The organism is Bacteroides propionicifaciens DSM 19291 = JCM 14649 (genome assembly GCF_000375405.1).
In the GTDB taxonomy this organism is placed as follows: domain Bacteria; phylum Bacteroidota; class Bacteroidia; order Bacteroidales; family Bacteroidaceae; genus Bacteroides_E; species Bacteroides_E propionicifaciens.
This window is the reverse complement of the sequence record NZ_AQWS01000031.1, coordinates 1-24,388: the sequence shown is the minus strand read 5'-3', so window position 1 is coordinate 24,388 and position 24,388 is coordinate 1. Positions and strand designations below refer to the sequence as shown.

Below are 24,388 nucleotides of genomic sequence, written 5' to 3'. Positions count from 1 at the left end.
CGGGAATTTAGTTTTATATATAGTAAGCAGTAATGCTTAAATAAAGAGCAAATATGATTATCTCAAGGCTTCTACCTCATCAGTTGTAAGAGGCACATGTTTCATCCCCATACGCATTGAACCATCTTTGGTAATTGCATAATCTTCTTCGTTACGAATACCTCCAAAGTCTTTGTAGGTCTCCAGGAGATCGTAGTTGATGAAGTCAGTAAATTTCTTCTCAGCTTTCCACAAATCAATAAGATTAGGTATAAAGTAGATACCTGGTTCAATTGTTAACACAAAGCCAGGTTCTAACTCACGCGCCAAACGCAAAGATTTACGACCAAACTGTGTACTCTTCTTTTCGCCAGCATAGCCAACAAGCTCTTCGCCAAAGTTCTCCATGTCGTGAACATCAAGCCCCATCATATGACCTAGTCCGTGAGGATAGAACATAGCATGAGCACCCGCTTTGACAGCATCGTAGGTGTCACCTTTCATAAGACCGAGGTCTTTCAATCCATCAACCATTACACGAGCCGAAAGTTCGTAAACCTCATCAAAACGAATACCAGGACGTAAAGCCTTTACAGACTCAACATGCATTCTATTTTGGATGTCGTAAACTTCTTTTTGACGAGTAGTAAACTTTTTAGATACAGGGATTGTCGACGACATATCACCAGCATAACCCATTTCGGTTTCAGCACCAGCATCAATCAAGAATAGATCGCCTGCTTTAACGGTGTTGCCGTGGTAGTGATTATGAAGAGTTTGTCCATCAATCGTTGCAATAGTAGCAAAAGAAAGTTCGTAGTTGTTTCGAGCAACTACTTCGTTCATAGCAGCAACAACCTCGTACTCCTTCATTCCAGGGCGAAGAACCTTCATGGCTGTCATGTGCATATCTGCAGTTACATTACAAGCCTTATGAATTTCGTCTAACTCCTCTTGAGATTTATAGATACGCTGATTGGTTACAGCCTCCATAAACTTGAATGAAGCTTTTTGCTCAGCAGGCACTTGACCAAGTAAATTCATCAGTTTAATCTGATGTTCTGGACGATAAGTTGGGAGATAATTAATTTCTCTTCCTTGACCTTGAGCTTTTTGTAGGTACGCAGCTAGTGCAGCAGTTGGTTCATTGTGCGACACCCCCACACGCTCACTTTTCTCGTGCAAGGTGGGTTGATTACCCATCCACACGATATCATCGATGGTGAGTTCATCACCAAAAATGATCTCTTTATCTTGGTCAACATCAATAATTGCTGATAAACCAGCAAAAGAGAGACCAAAGTAGTAGAGGAAAGTTGAATCTTGACGGTATCTAAAATTATTATCTGCATAGTTTAATGCCAAGGCATCGTTACCTAGAAACAGATAAAGACCAGAGCCAAGGTTTTTCTTAAGCAGAGCCCTACGCTGCACGTATGTTTCTTTGCTAAACATAATTAATTTGATTTACATTCTATCAGGAACTTCAATACCTAAGAGATTCATTCCGTTTTTGATTGTTTTAGCAACATTCTGCGACAACACCAAACGGAACTTCTTCATTTCTTCGTTCTCCTCTCTCAAAATAGAGAAGTCGTGATAAAACTGGTTATATTCTTTGACTAACTCATAGATATAATTAGCAATACCAGAGGGGCTATAATCTTTACCTGCCTGCTCAACAACAGTAGCAAAATCTGCCACTAGCTGAATGAGTCCTCTTTCTTTCTCGCTAATCTCTATTTGAGTATCTAATTCTTCAGGAATTAAAATCCCCGCTTCACCGGCTTTACGCAATACAGACTGAATACGAGCATAGGTATACTGAATAAACGGACCTGTATTACCATTAAAATCGATAGATTCTTGTGGATTGAACGTCATATTTTTGCGAGCATCTACTTTTAGGATAAAGTATTTCAACGCTCCCATACCTACAATACGAGAAATCTCATCTGCTTGGTCAGCCGAAACGTGGTCGAGTTTACCCAACTCTAGAGAGGTTTCTTTAGCTGTGCGAATCATCTCTTCCATAAGATCATCAGCATCAACTACGGTTCCTTCACGAGACTTCATTTTACCTTCAGGAAGTTCAACCATCCCGTAAGAGAAGTGAACAAGACCCTTACCCCATTCGAAACCTAGCTTATCTAATATTATAGATAACACTTGAAAATGGTAGTTTTGTTCATTACCCACAACATAAATCATCTTATCGATGGGGTAATCAGAAAAACGCATTTTAGCAGTACCTATATCTTGAGTCATATAAACCGAAGTACCATCGGCACGGAGCAGAAGTTTTTGATCAAGCCCTTCGGGGGTTAAGTCAGCCCAAACAGACCCATCTTCCTTTTGGAAAAGAGTGCCTTTGGCCAGTCCCTCTTCAACCTTCTCTTTCCCTTCAAGATAAGTTTCCGATTCGTAATATATTTTATCGAAGTCGACACCCATCTTTTTATAGGTTTCATCGAAGCCTTCGTAAACCCAGCCGTTCATAGCGTTCCACAACTCACGTACCTCAGTGTCGTTAGCCTCCCACTTTATCAACATCTCACGAGCCTCTTTCATCAGTGTAGAATTGCTTTCTGCCTCTTCATCACTCATGCCTTTGTCTTTAAGATCTGCTAATTCAGCCTTATAATGCTTGTCAAAAGCAACATAGTAGTCACCCACAAGGTGGTCACCTTTTTTGCCTGAACTTTGGGGAGTTTCACCATTGCCATATTTTTGCCAAGCCAACATAGACTTGCATATGTGAATGCCTCGATCGTTAACGATATTGGTTTTGACAACCTTATATCCATTGGCTTCCATTATTTTTGATAAAGAATAACCCAAGAGGTTATTTCTCACATGGCCTAGGTGCAAAGGTTTATTGGTATTGGGTGAAGAGTATTCAACCATAACCAACTTGGCATCATCCCCTGCTGTTTTAATTCCAAAGTTTGGAGTGCTGTGGATTTCGTTGAGTAGCTCTACCCAACTAGGAGTAGCTACAGAAAGGTTTAGAAAACCTTTTATCACATTAAAATCACTAACTAAAGGATTATTAGCTTTTAAGTATTCTCCTAATTCTTGAGCGGTAGCTTCGGGAGATTTCTTTGATAGGCGTAAAAAAGGGAATACAACTACCGTGAGATGCCCTTCAAATTCTTTTTTTGTTTTTTGCAGTTGGATTTGAGCTACAGGCACATCAGCACCATACAAGGCTTTAATTCCATCGGCTACTGCACAAATAAGTCTCTCTTCTATATTCATGTTTTGCTATTTATTTCTAAAAGCAAAGATACAAAAAAAGGAGATGTACGAACATCTCCTTCTTTATATCTTTTGTAAATACTTCTTATTTAACAGCTTCTGACAACTCAAGACCAGCTTTAAATTTAGCAACTTTCTTTGCAGGAATTTGAATTTGTTTTTGCGTAGACGGATTGATTCCAGTTCTAGCCATACGTTCTGATACTGAAAAAGTACCAAAGCCAATTAGTGAAACTTTATCTCCCGATTTAAGTGTATCAGAAACAACAGACATAAATGAGTCCAAAGCTTTTTTAGTATCTACTTTGCTCAAGCCAGACTTCTCAGCCATAGCATTAATTAATTCAGCTTTATTCATAGCTATTTTCGTTTAGTGTTTAAAAAATTAAAGAATTATCTTTGTCGCAAATATATACTAACAACCCAAAAATACAAATTTATTCATGTAGTAAACGCCCCGTTATAAGCATTTTAGAGACTTTCTATTTCATTTATAATTAGAGAATGGATTTTATTCGTATTTTTGCCATCTAAAATAATATTTAATTTATTAAACATCATGGCTAATATCGCATTACCAAAAGTGACGAAGAACCTAATTATAATCAATTTACTGTTCTTCTTTGCGACTTATGTAGCAACAACATACGGCTATAACTTAAATGCCTATTTAGGGCTTCATTTCTTTATGAGTGAAGGGTTTAACCCAGCCCAAATATTTACTTACATGTTTATGCATGCTGGCTTTGGACATATATTCTTTAATATGTTTGCGCTATGGATGTTTGGTCGAATCCTAGAAAACTTTTGGGGACCAAAAAAATTCCTTTTCTATTATCTTATCTGTGGACTAGGTGCTGGATTAACCCAAGAGATTGTCCAGTACATTCAGGTGCAATCTATTTTGAGCGATGCTGCTAATGCAGGGTTTGGACTGGACATTATGCACATTAAGACACAGGTTTATAACAGTATGGCCTATACTGTAGGTGCTTCAGGAGCTGTTTATGGAATATTACTTGCCTTTGGCATGTCATTCCCAAACGAGCGCCTATTCATTATTCCATTCCCTTTCCCTATCAAAGCAAAGTACTTTGTAGTGGGCTATGCCTTAATAGAGCTATTCTCGGGTATAGGAAATGCACCTGGTGACAATACTGCACACTTTGCTCACTTGGGAGGAATGATATTTGGACTTATATTGATACTTTATTGGAAAAAGAATAAAAATGACCGATTTACTTTCAGATCTTAAAACAAAATACCGTAACGGAGGAATAGTTATTCAGTTGATATTTATTAATGTAGGTATATTCATCATTACCTCTTTAATTCAGCTCGTACTCTATCTATTTAATCTAAACACGGGTTTTGTTCCTTATATAACGAGTCTACCTGCAGAATTATCGCAACTAGGCCAAAGACCTTGGAGTTTGATAACCTACATGTTTATGCATAGTGGGATTTTCCACCTCTTCTTCAATATGATAATTCTCTATTGGTTTGGACAATTCTTCCTGAATTTTTTCTCTGCCAAACACCTTAGAGGCCTCTATATCTTTGGAGGCTTAGTGGGAGGGGCATTTTTTATCGCAGCTTTTCATATTTTCCCTATATTTAAATCAAGCTTGGCATATGCTAACTTAATTGGAGCTTCTGCTGCTGTATTGGCCATTATGATTGCCATAGCCTATAAAGCACCCAATCAATCGGTGCGCTTACTTTTGGTGGGCAGCATAAAGCTCAAATACCTAGCACTAATTATCATAGCTATAGATCTACTCACGATTACTTCCGACAACCCTGGTGGTCATATAGCTCACTTAGGAGGTGCTTTTGGAGGCTACTTATTTGCAGCAGGACTCAGCAAAGGATGGGATTTTACACATTGGATAAATATAATACTCGATATTCCACTTAACCTATACACAGGCTATAAAAAACAGGTGGAAAGAAGAAAGCAAAAGCTTAAAGTAGTCAAGAATAAGAATTACAGTAAGCGAGCAGCAGACTACAATTACAACACAAGCAAGAAAGCGTCATCACAAGAGATTGATCTCATACTTGACAAGATAAAAGAGAGTGGTTATGCCAACTTAACAGAAGAAGAAAAGAAGAAACTATTTGATGCAGGTAAATAAATTAATCGGATTATGAAAATGATAACCAATATGCTCTCAGGAGTCTTCACAGCAGTTAGTCTTGTGATTTCTACCCTATTGATTCTTGCAGCATACAGTTCATATTTAAGTCCTGACCAATTCCCTATCCTTACAAACTTTGGATTAGGATTTCCTGTTGTTTTACTCATCCAAATAGGACTCACCATACTCTTCAAGATTTTCAAGCTTAATGCATTTAAGTTTAGCCTTATTGCCTTACTTATTGTAAGCCCTCAAATCTATAAGTATTCTCCAGTTAGCTTTTTTAATTCCAATCCGCCTAAGCAGGCTTTTAAGCTATTATCCTACAACGTAATGGGGTTCGCTGGGTTAGAAAAAAATAAAAATGGTAAGAACTCCATATTAGAATATCTACAAAACAGTAAAGCCGATATTATTTGCCTACAAGAGTATAGTGAATCCACTAATAATAAGTATATTACCAGAAAGGATATTTTAGCGGCACTTAAAAAGTATCCCTACTTCAAAATACATGCTATCGGCGAGAAGGGTTCGAATAACAAACTTGCTATATTTTCTAAATTTCCCATCCTAAGCAGTGAGCCGATTACGTATAAAAGTAGTTATAATGGGTCAGTAGCATATATACTTACGATTCATGACGACAAATATTTTTTAATAAATAACCACCTAGAGTCTAATAAAATGACCAAAACCGACAAAGTGGCTTACAAAAAGATATTAAATTTAGAAAACTCTAAAGATAAATTATTAGCTGATTCTAAAGGGCTGGCCCATAAAATAATAGAAGCTTCTCAATTGAGAAAGAAACAAGTAGAAATAGTAGATCATTATATTGAAAATTCAAACTACGCCAACATCATAGTTTGTGGTGATTTTAATGATTCTCCACTGAGCTACACCAACCGTTTACTAGAAAAAAGGCTAACAAATGCATTTATACAGGCTGGGTTCGGATTGGGTATTTCTTATAATCAGAATAAATTCTATTTTAGAATAGACAATATATTAATAAGCAAAAATTTAAAGGCATATCACTGTGAAGTAGATCAGTCTATAAAAACTTCCGATCACTATCCAATATGGTGCTCTATTGCCAAAAAGTAGCAATAATTTACGTGACTCATTAATTTTATGAAAAAAACTGTTTTAATTTTAGCCGCTAGCTGTATGATGTATTCATGCTCTACTACTCCTAAAGTAAGTGATAACCCTCTACTTTCTGAGTTTACGACCGAATTTGGTGCTCCTCCATTCCAGGATATTAAGCTTGAGCACTACAAACCTGCTTTTGAACAAGGTTTCAACGAACAAAACGAACTTATCGAAGCGATCACAAAAAATGCTGAAGCACCAACATTTGAAAATGTTATTGTGGCCTTAGACAATAGTTCGCCAACACTTGACCGTGTTAGTGGAGTCTTTTTCAATCTAACGAGTGCAGAGAGTACTCCAGAGCTTCAAGCACTTTCTGGAGAAATGATGCCAATCCTAACAGGACATGGTGACAATATCTACCTGAATGCTGAGCTTTTTGATAAGGTGAATCAAGTTTACCAAAATAGAGAAGCCCTTAATTTGACAACTGAGCAAAACCGTTTGCTTGAAAAAACTTATATGGGTTTTGTGCGCTCGGGTGCTAACTTAGATGCTCAACAAAAAGAGAGATTAAAGGAAATCAATAAAGAACTGGCAAGCCTTGGTTTGAAGTTTGGAAACAACCTTTTGGGTGAAGACAACAGCTACAAACTATTTATTGAAAATGAAGAAGACCTAGCAGGGCTTCCACAATCATTTATCGAAGGTGCAGCAGAAGAAGCAAAAGCTGCAGGTCAAGAAGGAAAATGGTTGGTTACATTACACAACTCTAGCCGACTACCTTTCCTGCAATATGCTGCAAACAGAGACCTACGAGAAGAACTCTTCACAGCGTATATCAACCGTGGTAACAATGACAACGAGTTCAACAACAAACAAATCATTACAGATATTGTAAAGTTGCGTTTAGAGAAAGCCAATCTGTTAGGTTACGATTCGTTCTCTAACTTCGTATTGGATCGCAACATGGCTAAAGACTCAAAAACGGTTATGGACTTCTTAAACAACCTTTGGGGATATGCCCTTCCTAATGCCAAGGCTGAAGCTAAAGAGCTTCAAGTTATGATGGACAAAGAAGGTAAGAACCAAAAGCTAGAAGCTTGGGATTGGTGGTACTACACTACAAAGCTAAGAGAAGCTAAATTTGATTTAAATGAAGACGATATTAAACCTTACTTCAAACTCGAAAACGTACGTGATGGTGCCTTCGATGTAGCAAGTAAGCTTTATGGTATCACTTTCACGAAACTTAACAATATCCCTGTCTACCACAGTGATGTAGAGGTTTTTGAGGTGAAAGACCTAGAGAATAATCATATCGGTCTATTTTATGTGGATTACTTCCCACGTCCTGGAAAACGAGGTGGTGCATGGATGAGTTCTTATAGAGATCAAAAGGGTGATATCCGCCCACTAGTATGCAATGTAGGTAGCTTTACAAAACCAACAGCAACAACGCCTTCATTACTAACAATTGATGAGGTTGAAACCCTATTCCACGAATTGGGTCATGGTTTGCATGGTCTTTTGACCAATTGCAACTATGCTGGTGTATCTGGAACAAGTGTATCACGAGATTTTGTAGAATTACCATCACAAATCAATGAGCACTGGGCTTTTGAACCAGAAGTTCTTAAATCATACGCTAAACACTACCAAACAGGTGAGATTATTCCTGATGAGTTAATCGAGAAAATCCAAAAGCAATCAACCTTCAACGAGGGCTTTAGAACTACAGAGCTTTTAGCTGCTTCAATTTTGGATATGAACTTACACAACCTAACTGAGATTGATCCAAACTTAGATGTTGTAGAGTTCGAAAACCAAGCAATGAAAGATTTAGGTTTAATTTCTCAAATTCCCCCAAGATACAGAACCACTTACTTTAACCATATTGTAGGTGGATATGCAGCAGGGTATTATAGCTACCTATGGGCCAACGTACTTGACTCTGATGCTTTTGAAGCATTCAAAGAAAACGGAATTTTCGATGCTGAAACAGCTAACAAGTTTAAAACTTATATCCTTGAAAAAGGGGATAGTGAAGATCCAATGACACTCTATGTGAAATTTAGAGGCGCAGAACCAAAGCTTGAGCCAATGCTTAAGAATAGAGGTTTATTGAAATAAATCTTAAGTCGTTCAATATTAAATTTGAACTAAAACAGACTGTAAATAATACGAAGACTTTTAGACTTAAACTCTGAAAGTCTTCGTTGTTTTATAAAAGTACTCACCACGTTCTTTTTTAACCAACAAACTCTACATGGAAATGATATAGAATCAAGTCTTGCAATATCCTAGAACAACTAAATTCTTGATAAATACCATTACTGTAAAACAGAAAATTATGATAAAATCTCTATATTAGTACCTGGTGAATTCTTATTATTTGAAGCTTAAATCATTACTAGCAAATATAAACTTGACAATCAAACACTTGAGAGTAAATAAGAGCCTTAGAGCGTTAATAAAAACGAGCTAATATTTGCTCCTATATATTACAGAGCTGCAACAGAACTATTTCACCAAAATAGAAATACTAAGGGATAGATTTTGAACAAAACTCACTATTCATCAAATAATTGGCATACCGTTATAAATGAGTGTGAAAAAAAAGCTATATTTGCAAACTTAGTGAATTAGTATTAAAACAATAATTTAAAAATAATCATAAACAAAAAGTAAAATGCAAAACAAAGGATTTGTAAAGGTTTTTGCGGTATTACTCACACTAATTTGTGTGTTCTATCTATCATTTTCTGTAGTTACTAGCCAATATTCTAAAAAGGCTAAAGCTTACGCTAATGATAATGCAGCACTAGAACAAGAGTATTTAGACTCTCTATCTAACAAAAAGGTGTGGTTAGGATATACCCTTAAACAATGCCGTGAAATGGAAATAGGTCTGGGTCTAGACCTTAAAGGAGGGATGAACGTTATCCTAGAGGTATCTGTACCCGACGTTATCCGAACCTTAGCAGATAATAAACCTGACGAAGATTTCAACGAAGCACTTAATAATGCCTCTAAACAAGCAATATCTAGTCAAGACGACATAATAACTCTTTTTGCTAAGGAGTATAAAAAAATTGCTCCTAACAAGAGTCTAGCTTCACTTTTTGCAACAAAACAACTCAAAGGGTTGGTGACTCAAAACACACCCGATGCTGAAGTCGTAAAAATCATACGTTCTGAGGTTAAGATTGCTGTTGACAACTCATACAACGTACTTCGTACACGTATTGACCGCTTCGGTGTAGTTCAACCAAATATCCAACAACTAGAAGGTGGTTTGGGTCGTATTATGATTGAGCTTCCTGGTATTAAAGAGCCAGAACGTGTTCGTAAGCTACTTCAAGGTTCTGCGAATCTTGAGTTTTGGGAAACTTATACTTCGGCCGAAATCATGCCATCATTACAAGCTGCTGACGAAAAGTTAGCAATGATGCTTAATAATGATACAGACTTAGAGGCAAAAGCTGATGGCTTACTAAAACAACTAGAAGAAGGTGGTGACAGCATTGCTATCACTAAACAACTTAATGATGTTTATGCACAACAAGCTAAAACTCAAAACCCACTATTTAGCAAACTTCAAGCTTCTCCATACCGTGAAGCTGCTATTGCTGGATATGCGCAGGTTAGAGATACCGCTACAATCAACAACTACTTAGCTCGCCCTGAAGTTAAAAAGCTTCTTCCATCAAACTTAAGTTTAAACTGGGGAGTTTCACCTGATAAGACTTCAAACCTTATCACACTTTATACCATCAAACAAACAGAACGCAACGGACAAGCTCCACTTGAAGGTGATGTAATTGTGGATGCGAAAAGTGAATATGACCAATACAACAACCCTGTTGTATCTATGGAAATGAATAGTGACGGTGCACGCAAATGGGCTCAACTTACTAAGAAAAATGTAGGTAGAGCGATTGCGATTGTACTTGACGGTTATGTATATTCTGCACCAAACGTAAATGGTGAGATTACGGGTGGCCGCTCTCAGATTTCGGGTAACTTCACAGTTGACGAAACTACCGACTTAGCAAACGTATTGAAATCTGGTAAAATGCCAGCTCCAGCACGAATTGTTCAAGAAGATATCATTGGCCCTTCATTAGGTCAAGAGTCAATCAATGCAGGTATATTCTCATTCGCTGTGGCACTAGTCCTACTAATGATCTACATGTGCTCAATGTACGGATTTGTACCAGGGATGATTGCAAACGGGGCATTGATCTTCAACTTATTCTTCACACTAGGTATTCTGGCCTCCTTCCAAGCTGCATTGACCCTCTCAGGGATTGCGGGTATGGTATTGGCGCTAGGTATGGCTGTGGATGCTAACGTACTTATTTACGAAAGAACTAAAGAGGAGTTACGTGCTGGTAAAGGCCTGAAAGCCGCACTTAAAGACGGTTACTCCAACGCTTTCTCAGCTATCTTTGACTCGAACATTACCTCTATCATTACAGGTATTATTCTATTCAACTTCGGTACTGGTCCAATTAGAGGTTTCGCAACAACCTTAATTATTGGTATTGCTGTTTCTTTCTTTACTGCAGTATTCTTAACTCGTGTAGTATATGATTACTTCTTAAGTAAAGACAAGCTACTCAACATGACCTTTACTTCAAGAATCTCTAAGAATCTATTTGTCAACCCTAAATTTAACTTTATGGGTCACACAAAGAGATACTTCATCATCGCAGGTGTGATTCTTATCATATGCATCGGATCATTAATGACTCGTGGTATGAGTGAGAGTATCGACTTTACAGGTGGTAGAAACTTCAAAGTGCAATTTGAAGAGCAAGTTGAACCAGAGCAAGTACGTAGTCTTATTGCGGATAAATTTGGTGATGATGCTACAGTTAGTGTACTCGCTATTGGTACAGATGGAAAGACAGTACGTATTAGTACTAACTACCGTATCGATGAGAACACAGCTACTGTAGATTCAGAAATCGAACAATACTTATACGAAACACTTAAACCTTTATTGACTCAAAATATCTCGTTAACAACATTTATTGACAGAGAGAACCATACAGGTGGTAGTATCGTGAGCTCACAAAAAGTAGGACCAAGTATTGCTGAAGATATCAAAACTGGCGCTATCTGGTCTGTTGTTCTTGCGTTAATTGCTATCGGCTTATATATTTTAATCCGATTCAGAAATATCGCATACAGTGTAGGTTCAGTTGTAGGTTTGGTTTCAGATACACTTATGATTCTTGGTGTTTACTCCTTATTGTGGGGTACTTTCCTACCCTTCTCACTAGAGGTAGACCAAACATTCATTGGAGCAATTCTAACAGCTATTGGTTATTCTATTAATGATAAGGTGGTTATTTTTGACCGTGTCAGAGAATACTTTAACCTATATCCTAACAGAAGTGTTACTGAGCTATATAATGACTCACTAAACACAACATTGTCTCGTACTGTAAATACATCACTAAGTACATTAATCGTACTTTTATGTATCTTCATTCTAGGAGGTGATTCAATCAGAAGCTTCTCGTTTGCAATGATCTTAGGTGTTGTATTTGGTACTTGTTCATCACTGTTTATTTCATCACCTATTGCATACTTAATGATGAACAGAAAAAAGAAAGCAAGTAAATAAGCTTACCCTTATTTAAAGAATAAAATCCAAGTGCGTTGTTATAGAGAATCTCTATAGCAACGCACTTTTTTTATTTTAATAATTGTATCTTCGCAGATATTGAACCCGATTAAACACATATGAATAAGATAGGTTATTATCTCTTTATCATCTCGGTAGTACTACTATCAGCTTGTAATAAAGAGGCTAAAATTGAAGGTACAGCACTAATTGGTGACTTAGGAAGTCTAAACGACACTCTATATTTTTATGGTACGGATCGTTTTTATGACAGGCAAGACACAATTGTCTTATCAGGTGGAAAACTTGTTCATCAACTTGAACTTGATACAACAATCTTAGGCTATATATATTCTGATAGATTTAAGGAAACTCGAGTTTTCATAAGTCCAGATGATCAACTAATATTAAGCCTATCAGCTTCTGATTCAACTTTGTTGGAAATATCTGGTAATAAAATGCATACAGAATATAATCAGCTAGCACAAACTCTTCAAAGTAGTCCCGATACAATCAAAGCAATTAAAGACCATATAAAGAGCAATCCATTTTCATTGACAAACATTGCTGCCATAGAAGACTTCCTACTCTACACAGACTCTCCTAGATATGACAAAATAGAAGATATTATAAAAGAGTTACCTGGTTCTCTTAGAGATAGACAAGCAATTGAGGCTATTAACAATAAACTAGTCATGGTGCAAAGAGCTAGAGAAGGGCGCTCACTCTTATTTTTTAATTTACCCGATATGAAAGGTAAATTCCACGATCGCAAAGACTTCAAAAATAAATTATTAGTACTCTATTTCTGGGCATCTTGGGATGAAGGCAGCAAGCAGATGAATAAAGAACTTCGCACCCTTTATAAGAAGTTCAACAAACGGAAAAAAGATTTAGCAATAGTCGGAATCAGTATAGATGCCGATACTACCCAACTTAAAAATACGATTAAAACAGACACTCTCTCTTGGACGATACTTTCAGATCCGACAGGGTGGGATTCTCAAGTCATAGACCGTTATGGCATAACAAAACTACCAACACTATTTTTTGTCGATAGAACAGATATTATCGTTGCTAGGGATGTATCTATTGATTCACTTAAAACACTTATTGAATACGAATTAAAAAACAAATAAAAAACTTACCCTTAAATCTAATCTAAACATATGCTTATCAAAACCTTTGGCGCAACAGTCCAAGGGGTAGATGCAACGTTGATAACTATTGAAGTAAATAGTTCTCGGGGCTGTATGTTTTACCTTGTAGGACTACCCGACTCTACAATAAAAGAGAGCCACCAGCGCATATTATCCGCATTAGATGTTTCAGGCTACAAATTGCCTACTACACAACTCATTATCAATATGGCCCCAGCGGATCTTCGTAAAGAAGGTTCGGCTTACGACCTACCACTAGCCATTGGCATGTTAGCCTCAACAAAAGAAATTGGTCTAGATAAAATTGAACGCTACCTCATTATGGGTGAACTTAGCCTCGACGGTTCGATTCAGCCCATAAAAGGTGCTTTACCAATGGCAATCAAAGCACGAGAGCTAGACTTAGACGGCTTCATACTCCCCATCCAAAATGCGCGTGAAGCTGCAGTAGTCAATAAACTCAAGGTATATGGAGTGGCTCATATAAAAGAGGTTATAGAATTCTTTCTAGGAAAAAGGGAGCTCGAAAATACAGTTGTGGATACTCGGAAAGAATTTTACCAACAACAATCAAACTTTGAGTATGACTTTTCACAAGTCAAAGGTCAGGAATCAGTAAAACGAGCCTTAGAAGTCGCAGCAGCAGGAGGTCATAATTTAATTATGGTCGGCCCCCCAGGAAGTGGGAAATCTATGATGGCCAAGTGCCTTCCCTCAATACTACCTCCACTATCACTGGGTGAAAGTCTTGAAACAACCAAGATTCATTCGGTTGCTGGCAAGCTAACACAAAATACATCTCTAATAAATACTAGACCGTTCCGATCTCCTCACCACAGTATATCTACCGTAGCAATGGCTGGAGGAGGGATGTTTCCACAACCAGGAGAGATAAGCCTTGCTCATCACGGTGTACTCTTCTTAGATGAGCTGCCTGAGTTTACACGCAATGTCCTTGAAGTACTCAGACAACCCCTCGAAGACCGTAAAATAACCATCTCTAGAATAAGGTACAGTATAGAATATCCAGCCAGCTTCATGCTTATCGCCTCGATGAACCCCTGCCCTTGCGGATTCTACAATCACCCTACCAAACCTTGTGTCTGCAGCTCTAGTCAAGTTCAGAAATACTTAAACAAGGTATCAGGCCCACTACTTGATCGAATAGATATACAAATAGAGATTGTCCCTGTTTCATTTGATCAAATCTCCGACAAACGACCTGCCGAACCAAGCTCAGCAATACAGGAAAGAGTATTAAAAGCTAGGCAGATCCAAACCGAGCGATACAAAGATGAGGAATCAGTTTTCTGCAATGCCCAAATGACTCCCAAGCTCTTAGCAAAATATGCTCAACCCTCCGAAGATGGTTTAGCTCTTCTCAAGTCAGCAATGGAAAAACTAAACCTCTCTGCTAGAGCTTATGATCGAATTTTAAAGGTGGCGAGAACCATAGCAGACTTAGATAACGAAATAACTGTTGAGCCGGAGCATTTAGCTGAAGCCATAAATTACAGAAATCTAGATAGAGACAACTGGGCCAAGTAAACAGACTAACACACACTATACAACAATATTAATTTATATTATAGCCCGTACTTAGTGCGAAAAAGTGGTTATATTTGCATAAAATAATACATTCCGAAAATTTGAAAGATAGAATGGACAAACAGTTTAAACGAACCACAGTAACAGCAGCATTGCCTTACGCCAATGGCCCCGTACATATTGGACATATGGCTGGAGTATATATTCCCGCAGATATCTACGTAAGATACCTCAGACTTAAAAAGGAAGAGGTGCTTTTCATTGGAGGTTCTGATGAGCATGGAGTACCTATTACCATCCGTGCAAAAAAAGAAGGTGTAACACCCCAAGATGTAGTAGACAAGTTTCACAGCATCATCAAAAAGTCATTTATAGACTTTGGGATTTCTTACGATTTCTATGGCCGTACAACATCTAAAACGCATCACGATACCGCTTCAGAATTCTTCCGTCAATTATACGACAAGGGAGAATTTATAGAGCAGGTCTCTGAGCAATATTACGACGAAAAAGCTGAAACATTTTTAGCTGACAGATACATTACTGGCGAATGTCCTCACTGCCATGCTGAAGGTGCCTATGGCGACCAATGCGAAAAGTGCGGAACATCACTAAGTCCTACGGATTTAATCCACCCAAAGAGTACTATTTCGGGTGCTGAGCCTGTAATGAAAGAGACTAAGCATTGGTATCTACCCCTAGACCAACACGAAGCTTGGTTAAAACAGTGGATTCTTAACGACCACAAAGAGTGGAGACCCAACGTATATGGACAATGTAAGAGTTGGTTGGACATGGGACTACACCCTAGAGCCGTAAGTAGAGACTTAAATTGGGGAATTCCAGTACCTGTTGAAGGAGCTGAAGGTAAAGTACTTTATGTTTGGTTCGATGCACCAATTGGGTACATCTCAAACACTAAAGAATTACTACCAAACGACTGGGAGAAATGGTGGAAAAATGAAGACACTCGACTACTCCACTTTATAGGAAAAGATAATATCGTATTCCACTGTATCGTATTTCCTGCTATGCTCAAAGCAGAAGGTAGCTATATCCTACCCGACAATGTGCCTAGTAACGAATTCTTGAACCTTGAAGGTGATAAAATATCAACCTCAAGAAACTGGGCAGTATGGCTACACGAATACCTTGAAGACTTTCCTGGTAAACAAGACGTATTACGCTATGTGCTTACAGCAAATGCACCAGAGACAAAAGACAATGATTTTACGTGGAAAGACTTCCAAGCACGCAACAACAACGAGCTTGTTGCTGTATATGGTAACTTCGTTAATCGTGCATTGGTTTTAACCGACAAGTATTTTAATGGCAAGGTCCCTTCATGTGGAGAGTTGACCGATCACGACAAAGAGATAATTGAAAGCTTTAGAGAAGTTAAAGTTCGATTAGAAGATTTACTAAACCACTTTAAGTTTAGAGAAGCTCAAAAAGAGGCAATGAACTTGGCACGTATTGGCAACAAATACTTAGCCGATACAGAACCTTGGAAGCTTGCTAAAACTGATATGGAACGTGTGGGTACTATTCTAAACATTAGCCTGCAACTTGTAGCGAATCTAGCAATTGCATTTGAGCCATTCCTACCGCAAAGCTCAAATAAGCTTAGAGACATGCTTAGCATTGAAGCTTATGATTGGAATGACCTAGGAAGAAGTAACCTTCTTACACCTGGCCACCAGTTAAACAAGTCTGAACTTCTATTTGATAAGATTGAGGACGAGGCTATTCAAGCGCAGCTAGATCGCCTAGAACGTATCAAACTAGAAAACGAAGAGCTTAACTATAAGGCCAACCCAATCAAATCGGATGTTTCATTCGATGAATTCGTAAAAATGGACCTTAGAGTAGGAACAGTTCTTGAATGTACTAAGGTTCCGAAAGCTGACAAGTTACTTCAGTTTAAGATTGAAGACGGGCTCGAAACAAGAACCATTGTTTCGGGTATCGCTAAGTTTTACAAACCCGAAGAACTCGTAGGTAAACAAGTTTGCTTTATTGCAAACCTCCCACCACGAAAACTTAAAGGTATTGTTTCTGAAGGCATGATTCTATCTGCAGAAAACAGTGATGGCAGCCTAAGCTTAGTTTCACCTATTTCTGAAGTCAAGCCAGGTAGCCAAATCGGCTAAAAAACATAAAGCATTATCTTCTTGAGTTCACTCAAGAAGATAATGCTCTTATTTTCAACATGAGAAAAACAAACTTATCGCTGAAAGAGAAAACAGCACAAGGATTAATGTGGGGAGGTTTCAGTAACGGCTTACAACAGTTGCTTAACCTCTTTTTTGGCATCTGGATGAGCCGTATTCTGAGTGTTTCAGACTATGGTGTTATTGGGGTACTTACTATTTTTACATTAATTGCTACAACCCTTCAAGAGAGTGGTTTTACTCAAGCAATAGCCAACAAAAAGGATGCAACAGTAAAAGACTTCAACGCCATCTTCTGGTGTAGTAGCAGCGTTGGCATATTTCTCTATGTCATCCTTTACTTTGCAGCTCCATTAATTGCAGACTTCTTTCACATGTCAGAGCTAACCAAGCTATCAAGATTCCTTTTCTTGGGGTTTCTCTTGTCTAGTTTTGGTACTGCGTACAACGCTTATCTATTTAAACACTTAATGGTAAAACAACGCTCACTGTCGATACTCATTGGATTATTAACTTCAGGGATCGTTGGAATAACATTAGCTTATAACGGCTATGCCTATTGGGGTCTAGCTACGCAACATCTAACTTACGTGCTCACAACAAATTTCCTATTCTTTATTTTTAGCCAATGGAGACCGAGCTTTGATTTTTCGTTTTCAACGATACGGGAACTACTCCCTATGAGCAGTATTATCCTAATAACGAAGATTTTTACGCACATTAATGAGCATATTTTTAATATCATAATTGGTAGACTCTATAATAAAGTTGAGGTGGGCTATTTCTCTCAATCCAACAAATGGAATCTGATGGGAAGCTCTATCATCACAGGAATGATTCACGGAGTAGCACAGCCAGTGCTCAGAAATGTTGAGTCTGAAACTCAAAGATTGAAACGTGTCTTTTTGAAGCTCATGAGATTTACAGCATTTGTGTCTTTTCCACTACTCTTTGGCTTGGCCTATATTGCACCCGAGTTTATTGAAATTGCATTGACTAACAAATGGCTACCCAGCGCATTTATTCTGCAAATACTATGTATAGGTGGTGCTTTTATTCCGATCAACAACCTGTTTGGAAACCTACTTATTAGCCAAGGGAAATCAATTAACTATATGTGGACAACCATAAGTATAGGACTTTTACAAGTAGCCATAGCTCTATTACTCTACCCCAAAGGAATACAGACTATGATTATTGGGGCCGTCGGAGTTCAAATTATTGGCACACTAATTTGGTTTAACTTTGCGCGCAAACAAATCAAACTAAAGTTAAGAGAATTTTTAAAAGAGATAATCCCCTACGCCTTTACCGTTATTATCGCTATATTACTTAGTAACTACATTATTTCTTCTGATTCAAATCTCTTATTGAAGTTATTTTTGAAGATTTTGATTGTCGGAGTCATATACTTAACTATTTTAGCAATATGCCGTGCAAGCATACTTCGAGAGTGTTACGCATATATTCGAAAAAGTATTTTTAAACGATAAGAGAAACTCACGATTTTTCGGTATAATGTTTTTAAGCACTAACTTATTTTTGATCCACTCGCTATGAATATATTATTTCTAAATACATCTGACCAGTTAGGTGGAGCTGCTATAGCTGCCAAAAGATTGACTGATGCACTAAACAAAGAGCATCTCAAAGTCACAATGCTTGTCCGCGATAAGTCGAGCAATGACTTCGATGTAATAGCTGTTCATCAATCGCCCAAACTAGCCTATAACTTCGTAGCTGAACGTATTAAAATATGGATGAGTAATTTATTCACAAGAAAAAATCTATTTGCCGTGTCCATAGCCAACACAGGATCGTCTATAACAAATCTACCAGAATTCAAAAATGCTGATATAGTCCACTTACACTGGATAAATCAGGGCTTTATTTCACTTTCCGAACTCCAAAAAATCATAAATTCAGGCAAACCCATTGTCTGGACTATGCACGACATGTGGCCAATCACTGGTATTTGTCATCACTCAAGAAGCTGTGTGAAATATATGACCCAGTGCAAGGCTTGTCCTTTTCTACGCAAATTGTGGAGCAAAAAAGACCTCTCATATAAGTGTTTTAAAAGAAAGAAAGCGATATATGCAAGTAGCTCTACGCCCATCAATTTTGTTGGATGTAGCCAATGGCTAACGCTCAAAGCTAAAGATAGTGCCTTAACGGCCAAGCAAACAGTACTAAACATACCGAACCCGATTAACATCAACCTGTTTCAACCACTCAGCAAATTAAATGCTAGGTTACAGTTCAATCTACCAAAGAACATGAAGTTAATTTTGTTTGGTGCTGCCAAAACGACAAATAAACGAAAGGGAATTGACTACTTCATTAACGCTTGCTTGGAGTTACGACAAACCTCTTCTACTGCAATTGGAGTAGTTCTCTATGGTGAAGACTCCGATTTACTTAAAGATAAGTTTACATTACCAACGTTTTCTCTAGGCTATATCCAAAGCGAGAAAGAGATCATTCAACTCTATAATGCAGTTGATCTGTTTGTTCTCCCCTCACTCGAAGAAAATCTACCGAACTCGATTGTAGAGGCCATGGCTTGTGGCGTACCTTGTGTCGGATTTGAGATTGGTGGAATACCCGAACTAATTGATCATTTACATAACGGTTATATTGCTAAGTATAAATCAAGTACGGATCTGGCTCAAGGACTGAAATGGGTATTAGAAAATAATGAAGACTCAGCTCTAAGTCAAGAGGCTAGAAGAAAGGTTGTAGACAATTTCTCTGAAAGCAAAGTAGCCCAAAAATATATTTCACTATACAATAGCATCATAAAATAACACATGCATAACCCTCCATTTATCAGTATCATTACGGTATGTTATAATGCCGAAGAGACTATTGAAAGAACGTTACAGTCGGTTAGCCTTCAAAGCTCATCAAATTACGAGTATATCATTATCGATGGTAAATCAAAAGACGGAACACTAGAAATTATTGAACAGTATGCTTCTTTTGTTAGCCTATTGGTTAGCGAACCCGACAAAGGGCTTTACGATGCAATGAATAAAGCCATTAAATATGCCACAGGAGATTATTTATGCTTTCTCAATGCAGGGGATAAATTCCACTCATGCGATACGTTAAAGCTACTCATTAACCAAGTTAAAGAGCTAAAAGTAAAACCTGATGTGATTTATGGTGAAACTGCTATTGTTGACAACAAAGGTGAATTCATCCGTATGCGAAGACATAGTGCCCCTAAACAATTAACTTGGAAAAGCTTTAAAAAAGGCATGGTGATATGCCACCAAGCCTTTTTGCCACTTAGAACCTTAGCTCCATTTTATGATTTAAACTACCGATATTCAGCAGATTTTGATTGGTGTATTCAGATCCTAAAGCAGTCAAATTTTATGTTCGACACTAAGGATACATTGATTGACTATTTAAATCAAGGTCTCACAACAGCCAATCATAAAGCATCTCTAATCGAAAGATTTAAAATAATGACCCACCATTATGGATTAATCAGCACATTAATCAATCACATTAAATTTACTATTCGAGCACTAGTTAAACAGTAAAGACAAATTATTCTGATAGAAGTTGAATCAACCTTTTAACCCCTTCAGAGGCGCCAAGCTGAATGTGGTTTAGTGATTTATTATTTACAGCAACTTGCTTTGGATCAATAAGATAAATAGGAGTACCTTCACGAACATAGTGCAAAAGCCCAGCAGCAGGATAAACATTCATTGAGGTACCGATAATCACAAACACATCAGCCTTTTGAACATAAGGTAAAGCTGTATCAATTTCGGGAACAGCTTCACCAAACCAGACTATATAAGGACGAAGTTGAGAACCATCGCCTGCCAAGTCACCCAACTCTATTTTATCTGTTTCTTTAAGCTCCTTAATGTAACGAGGATCATTAGGGTTATTAGTAGAACAAGCCTTGGTTAAAACACCATGTAGATGTATTATATGACTACTACCTGCACGCTCATGTAGATTGTCTACATTTTGAGTTATAATTGTAATATTAAAGTCTTTCTCTAATTCAGCCAAAAGCTCATGACCACGGTTTGGTTGAACCCCAGCCAACTCACTCCTACGTTGATTGTAAAAGTCTAATACAAGCTTGGGGTTTCGGTGATATCCCTCAGGTGTAGCGACTTGTTCTACAGGGTATTTATCCCATAAACCACCCGAGTCACGAAAAGTAGCGATTCCACTTTCTGCACTCATTCCAGCACCCGACAAAACGACTAAATTCTTTTTCAACATATCGTAAGTTAAATTAGTAATGAAATTCAAACTTTAAGCGATTAACAACCACATTTACACGGTTTAAAAATAGGTCTATTACAACAAAAAGCCTAAATTTGTATCTTAATTTCTAATTTACTGAAAGTTGATTGATAAACCAATTACTTTCTATAAGACTTTTTGAATATACAATATGGACAAATTTAGTTACGCATTAGGCCTAGGTATCGGTCAAAATCTCCTTGGTATGGGAGCGAGTGGAATTTCTATTGAAGATTTCTCTCAAGCTATTAAAGATATTTTTGAAAAAAATGACTTAGCAATATCACACCAAGAGGCTCAGACCATAGTACAAGCTCGTTTTGCCGAAATGCAAGAAAAAATAGCAGCTGACACTCAAGCAGCTGAAAAGGTGTTTTTCGACGAAAACAAAAATAAAGAAGGAGTTATCACTCTAGACAGTGGTCTACAATACGAAATAATCACTGAAGGTAATGGTCAAAAACCATCAGCTACAGATCAAGTTCAGTGCCACTACGAAGGTCAACTTCTTGATGGTACTGTTTTTGATAGCTCTATCAAACGTGGACAACCTGCATCTTTCGGAGTTAACCAAGTAATTCCAGGATGGGTAGAGGCTCTACAACTAATGCCAGAAGGATCTAAATGGAGACTTTACATTCCTGCAGCACTAGGTTATGGTGCAAATGGTGCTGGCGATGTTATCCCTCCATACAGTACATTGATTTTTGACGTTGAATTACTAGAAATTATAAAATAAATATCATTATGAAGAATTTAAAATTAGCAGTTCTTACACTTGCTACTGCTGGCTTCCTAAGCTCATGCTCAACAAGCTCAACAAAAGCTAGTTTCCAAACAAAGGCTGACTCAGTGTCGTATGCGATTGGTATGGCCAACTTTCCACCACAACTTCGTTCAATGCTTACAGAGCAATTGGGTGATAGCACATTGATCGACGAAATGATTAGAGGTGCTAAAGAAGGTTTTAACAAAACTTCTAAAAAGGATAAAGCTTATGCTATGGGTCTTAACCTAGGTCAAAGCTTTGCAACTGATATGGTTGAGCAAATCGATCGTCAAATGTTCAATACTGAAGATGCTAAAATCCTTAATAGCGCTAACTTCTTACAAGCTTTTATTGACTTAGCTAAAGGTAACAAGCCAGCTATAGAAGATGCTAATACATATCTACAAGCAAACCTTGAATCTCTTCAAGCTCAAGTTCTAGAAAAAGAATTTGGTTCTGCGAAAAAAGAGAACGAAGACTTCTTAACTGCTAACGCACAAAAAGACGGAATCGTAACTACTGCTAGCGGTCTTCAATACAAAGTTATCGAAGAAGGTAACGGTGATCTAGTTGAAGAAACAGACAAGATTACACTTAACTACAAAGGTACGCTTATCGACGGAACTGAGTTTGATGCTAACGAGTCAGCTGAATTCAATGGTACAAACGGTCTTGTTAAAGGTTTTAAAGAAGCTCTTGAACTAATGAAGAAAGGATCTAAGTTCCAAGTATTTATTCCTCAAGAATTGGGTTATGGTGGCCAGCCAGCTGGTAACAAAATCAAACCTTATTCAACTCTTGTATTTGATATTGAAGTTTTAGATATTGCTAAATAAGCTACAAGTCTTACTTTACAAATAGAAAGGAGGTTAGTCATACGACTAGCCTCCTTTTTCATTTTAAATAAAATTCAAGCGAAAAATAAAATTTATCGTTATATTTGCTTACCTTTTGATTAAATATAGCACTTTAAAACATAATATCATGGAAAAAATAGACAAGCTTGATAGACAAATATTGAACATCATCTCACAAAACGCACGTATCCCTTTTAAAGATGTCGCTGCTGAATGTGGTGTTTCACGTGCTGCGATACACCAAAGAGTACAGCGACTTATTGATGTAGGCGTTATCATTGGTTCTGGCTATCATGTCAACCCCAAAACACTAGGCTACAATACCTGTACCTATGTGGGTATAAAACTTGAAAGAGGCTCAATGTATAAAGCTGTGGTAGCCGAACTTAAGAATATACCTGAAATTGTAGAGTGCCACTTTACAACAGGAGCATACACCATGCTTAGCAAAGTATACGCAAGAGATAACGAACACTTAATGGACGTCTTAAATAATAAAATGCAACAAATTCAGGGTGTTATCGCTACAGAAACACTGATTTCACTGGAGCAAAGCATTAAGAAAGAAGTCCCAATCATTGTAACTGAATAAAATTATGATCGAATTTTTAAACGACTATAAACTAGCAGGTTTATTTATTGGAATCTGCACATTCCTCATTATCGGATTCTTCCATCCAATTGTGGTTAAAGCGGAGTATTATTGGGGTACTAAATCGTGGTGGATATTTTTAATTCTTGGAATTGCAGGTGTTATAGCCTCACTTGCTGTTGATAGCATCATCCTATCTTCACTACTTGGTGTGTTTGCATTCTCTTCATTTTGGACCATCAAAGAGGTCTTTGAACAAGAGGATCGAGTAAAAAAAGGATGGTTCCCTAAAAACCCAAATAGAAAATACAAGTTTTAGAATTATTTTGTCTTCTAATCCTTGCAGAGTTAAATAGAATATACTATTTTTGCACTCGTTACAGGCGAAAAGCATTGTACCGGGGCCATTAGCTCAGTTGGTTAGAGCAACAGACTCATAATCTGGAGGTGTTAGGTTCAATCCCTAGATGGCCCACCAAGAGAGCAGCAGAGTTTATCTTTACTGCTCTCTTTTTCTTGTAAAAAAGTAAATCTTTTTGAGCATTTAAGAGCTTGTGGTTATTAATCATAAGCTCTTTTTTATTTTCAACCAATCCCTAGATAAAGCCCTAAAACCGGATCATATCATATTCTTGGGGATTTAACATATGGTTAATGATATAGTAATTACTTTTGCTCCATGAGNCCACAACATCACATCGACTACAAAGCAGTACTTTCTTTATTTCTACCTAAAGGGTTATTGGAGTATTTTGAGATTATTGATTTTTCAGATATGGGTAGTTATTATTTAATCTCCTTAGAGGAGAATAATGAAATACCTGAGTCTTTAAGACATCTTAATTTGCAATCTAAAGGCTTTTATCCCGAAATTACCATAA

General features: G+C 37.5%; 19 protein-coding genes and 1 tRNA gene. 16 read left to right on the top strand and 4 right to left on the bottom strand.

The window, feature by feature from the left end; all coding sequences use genetic code 11:
• Window positions 1-57 precede the first annotated feature (57 nt).
• The 3 genes from B091_RS0109555 to B091_RS0109545 all read right to left on the bottom strand — a co-directional run bounded on the left by B091_RS0109555 (window position 58) and on the right by B091_RS0109545 (window position 3,598).
• Window positions 58-1,434, bottom strand: coding sequence for an aminopeptidase P family protein (locus B091_RS0109555; RefSeq protein ID WP_018109780.1), 1,377 nt, complete (start codon window positions 1,432-1,434; stop codon window positions 58-60).
• A 12-nt stretch (window positions 1,435-1,446) separates the two neighbouring features.
• Window positions 1,447-3,240: an arginine--tRNA ligase gene (gene argS, locus B091_RS0109550; protein WP_018109779.1), complete on the bottom strand. Its 1,794-nt coding sequence runs from the start codon at window positions 3,238-3,240 to the stop codon at window positions 1,447-1,449.
• A gap of 85 nt (window positions 3,241-3,325) precedes the next feature.
• On the bottom strand, window positions 3,326-3,598 hold the full coding sequence (locus B091_RS0109545; protein ID WP_018109778.1) for an HU family DNA-binding protein: 273 nt from the start codon (window positions 3,596-3,598) through the stop codon (window positions 3,326-3,328).
• A gap of 201 nt (window positions 3,599-3,799) precedes the next feature.
• Here B091_RS0109545 and B091_RS0109540 point away from each other — a divergent pair, with 201 nt between their 5' ends.
• From B091_RS0109540 to B091_RS0109490, 11 genes are all read left to right on the top strand, one after another.
• Window positions 3,800-4,495 (top strand): rhomboid family intramembrane serine protease, encoded by a 696-nt coding sequence (locus B091_RS0109540; RefSeq protein ID WP_018109777.1) that lies wholly within the window; start codon window positions 3,800-3,802, stop codon window positions 4,493-4,495.
• Window positions 4,470-5,381, top strand: coding sequence for a rhomboid family intramembrane serine protease (locus B091_RS0109535; protein WP_018109776.1), 912 nt, complete (start codon window positions 4,470-4,472; stop codon window positions 5,379-5,381). Before B091_RS0109540 ends, B091_RS0109535 begins: the two co-directional genes overlap by 26 nt.
• Window positions 5,382-5,393: 12 nt before the next feature.
• The gene (locus tag B091_RS0109530) at window positions 5,394-6,491 is read left to right on the top strand and encodes an endonuclease/exonuclease/phosphatase family protein (RefSeq protein ID WP_018109775.1); all 1,098 of its coding nucleotides are present in this window, start codon (window positions 5,394-5,396) and stop codon (window positions 6,489-6,491) included.
• A 27-nt stretch (window positions 6,492-6,518) separates the two neighbouring features.
• Window positions 6,519-8,612 (top strand): M3 family metallopeptidase, encoded by a 2,094-nt coding sequence (locus tag B091_RS0109525; RefSeq protein ID WP_018109774.1) that lies wholly within the window; start codon window positions 6,519-6,521, stop codon window positions 8,610-8,612.
• A gap of 559 nt (window positions 8,613-9,171) precedes the next feature.
• Window positions 9,172-12,120, top strand: a complete 2,949-nt coding sequence (secDF, locus tag B091_RS0109520) for a protein translocase subunit SecDF (protein ID WP_018109773.1) — start codon at window positions 9,172-9,174, stop codon at window positions 12,118-12,120.
• Window positions 12,121-12,239: 119 nt separating this feature from the next.
• Window positions 12,240-13,259, top strand: coding sequence for a TlpA disulfide reductase family protein (locus tag B091_RS0109515; RefSeq protein WP_018109772.1), 1,020 nt, complete (start codon window positions 12,240-12,242; stop codon window positions 13,257-13,259).
• A 30-nt stretch (window positions 13,260-13,289) separates the two neighbouring features.
• Entirely contained in the window at window positions 13,290-14,828 is a 1,539-nt protein-coding gene (locus B091_RS0109510) for a YifB family Mg chelatase-like AAA ATPase (protein WP_018109771.1), read from the top strand.
• Between the two features lie 113 nt (window positions 14,829-14,941).
• Window positions 14,942-16,981 (top strand): methionine--tRNA ligase, encoded by a 2,040-nt coding sequence (gene metG / locus B091_RS0109505; protein WP_018109770.1) that lies wholly within the window; start codon window positions 14,942-14,944, stop codon window positions 16,979-16,981.
• Between the two features lie 59 nt (window positions 16,982-17,040).
• Window positions 17,041-18,495, top strand: a complete 1,455-nt coding sequence (locus B091_RS0109500; protein ID WP_018109769.1) for a lipopolysaccharide biosynthesis protein — start codon at window positions 17,041-17,043, stop codon at window positions 18,493-18,495.
• Between the two features lie 63 nt (window positions 18,496-18,558).
• The gene (locus B091_RS0109495; RefSeq protein WP_018109768.1) at window positions 18,559-19,812 is read left to right on the top strand and encodes a glycosyltransferase family 4 protein; all 1,254 of its coding nucleotides are present in this window, start codon (window positions 18,559-18,561) and stop codon (window positions 19,810-19,812) included.
• A gap of 3 nt (window positions 19,813-19,815) precedes the next feature.
• Window positions 19,816-20,559: a glycosyltransferase family 2 protein gene (locus tag B091_RS0109490; protein ID WP_018109767.1), complete on the top strand. Its 744-nt coding sequence runs from the start codon at window positions 19,816-19,818 to the stop codon at window positions 20,557-20,559.
• Between the two features lie 7 nt (window positions 20,560-20,566).
• On the opposite strand, the gene B091_RS0109485 is transcribed toward B091_RS0109490, so the two are convergent.
• Window positions 20,567-21,265, bottom strand: coding sequence for an SIR2 family NAD-dependent protein deacylase (locus B091_RS0109485; protein WP_018109766.1), 699 nt, complete (start codon window positions 21,263-21,265; stop codon window positions 20,567-20,569).
• Window positions 21,266-21,440: 175 nt separating this feature from the next.
• On the opposite strand from B091_RS0109485, the gene bamJ reads away from it, so the two are divergent.
• The 5 genes from bamJ to B091_RS0109460 all read left to right on the top strand — a co-directional run bounded on the left by bamJ (window position 21,441) and on the right by B091_RS0109460 (window position 23,985).
• Complete coding sequence (bamJ, locus tag B091_RS0109480; RefSeq protein WP_018109765.1) at window positions 21,441-22,028, top strand: BamJ family beta-barrel-assembly machinery protein; 588 nt, start codon at window positions 21,441-21,443, stop codon at window positions 22,026-22,028.
• Window positions 22,029-22,036: 8 nt separating this feature from the next.
• Entirely contained in the window at window positions 22,037-22,894 is an 858-nt protein-coding gene (locus B091_RS0109475) for an FKBP-type peptidyl-prolyl cis-trans isomerase (protein WP_018109764.1), read from the top strand.
• Between the two features lie 148 nt (window positions 22,895-23,042).
• Window positions 23,043-23,507, top strand: a complete 465-nt coding sequence (locus B091_RS0109470; RefSeq protein ID WP_018109763.1) for an Lrp/AsnC family transcriptional regulator — start codon at window positions 23,043-23,045, stop codon at window positions 23,505-23,507.
• A 7-nt stretch (window positions 23,508-23,514) separates the two neighbouring features.
• Window positions 23,515-23,826, top strand: a complete 312-nt coding sequence (locus B091_RS0109465) for a DUF4491 family protein (RefSeq protein WP_025069414.1) — start codon at window positions 23,515-23,517, stop codon at window positions 23,824-23,826.
• An 82-nt stretch (window positions 23,827-23,908) separates the two neighbouring features.
• Window positions 23,909-23,985, top strand: a tRNA-Ile gene (locus tag B091_RS0109460).
• Window positions 23,986-24,388 lie beyond the last annotated feature (403 nt).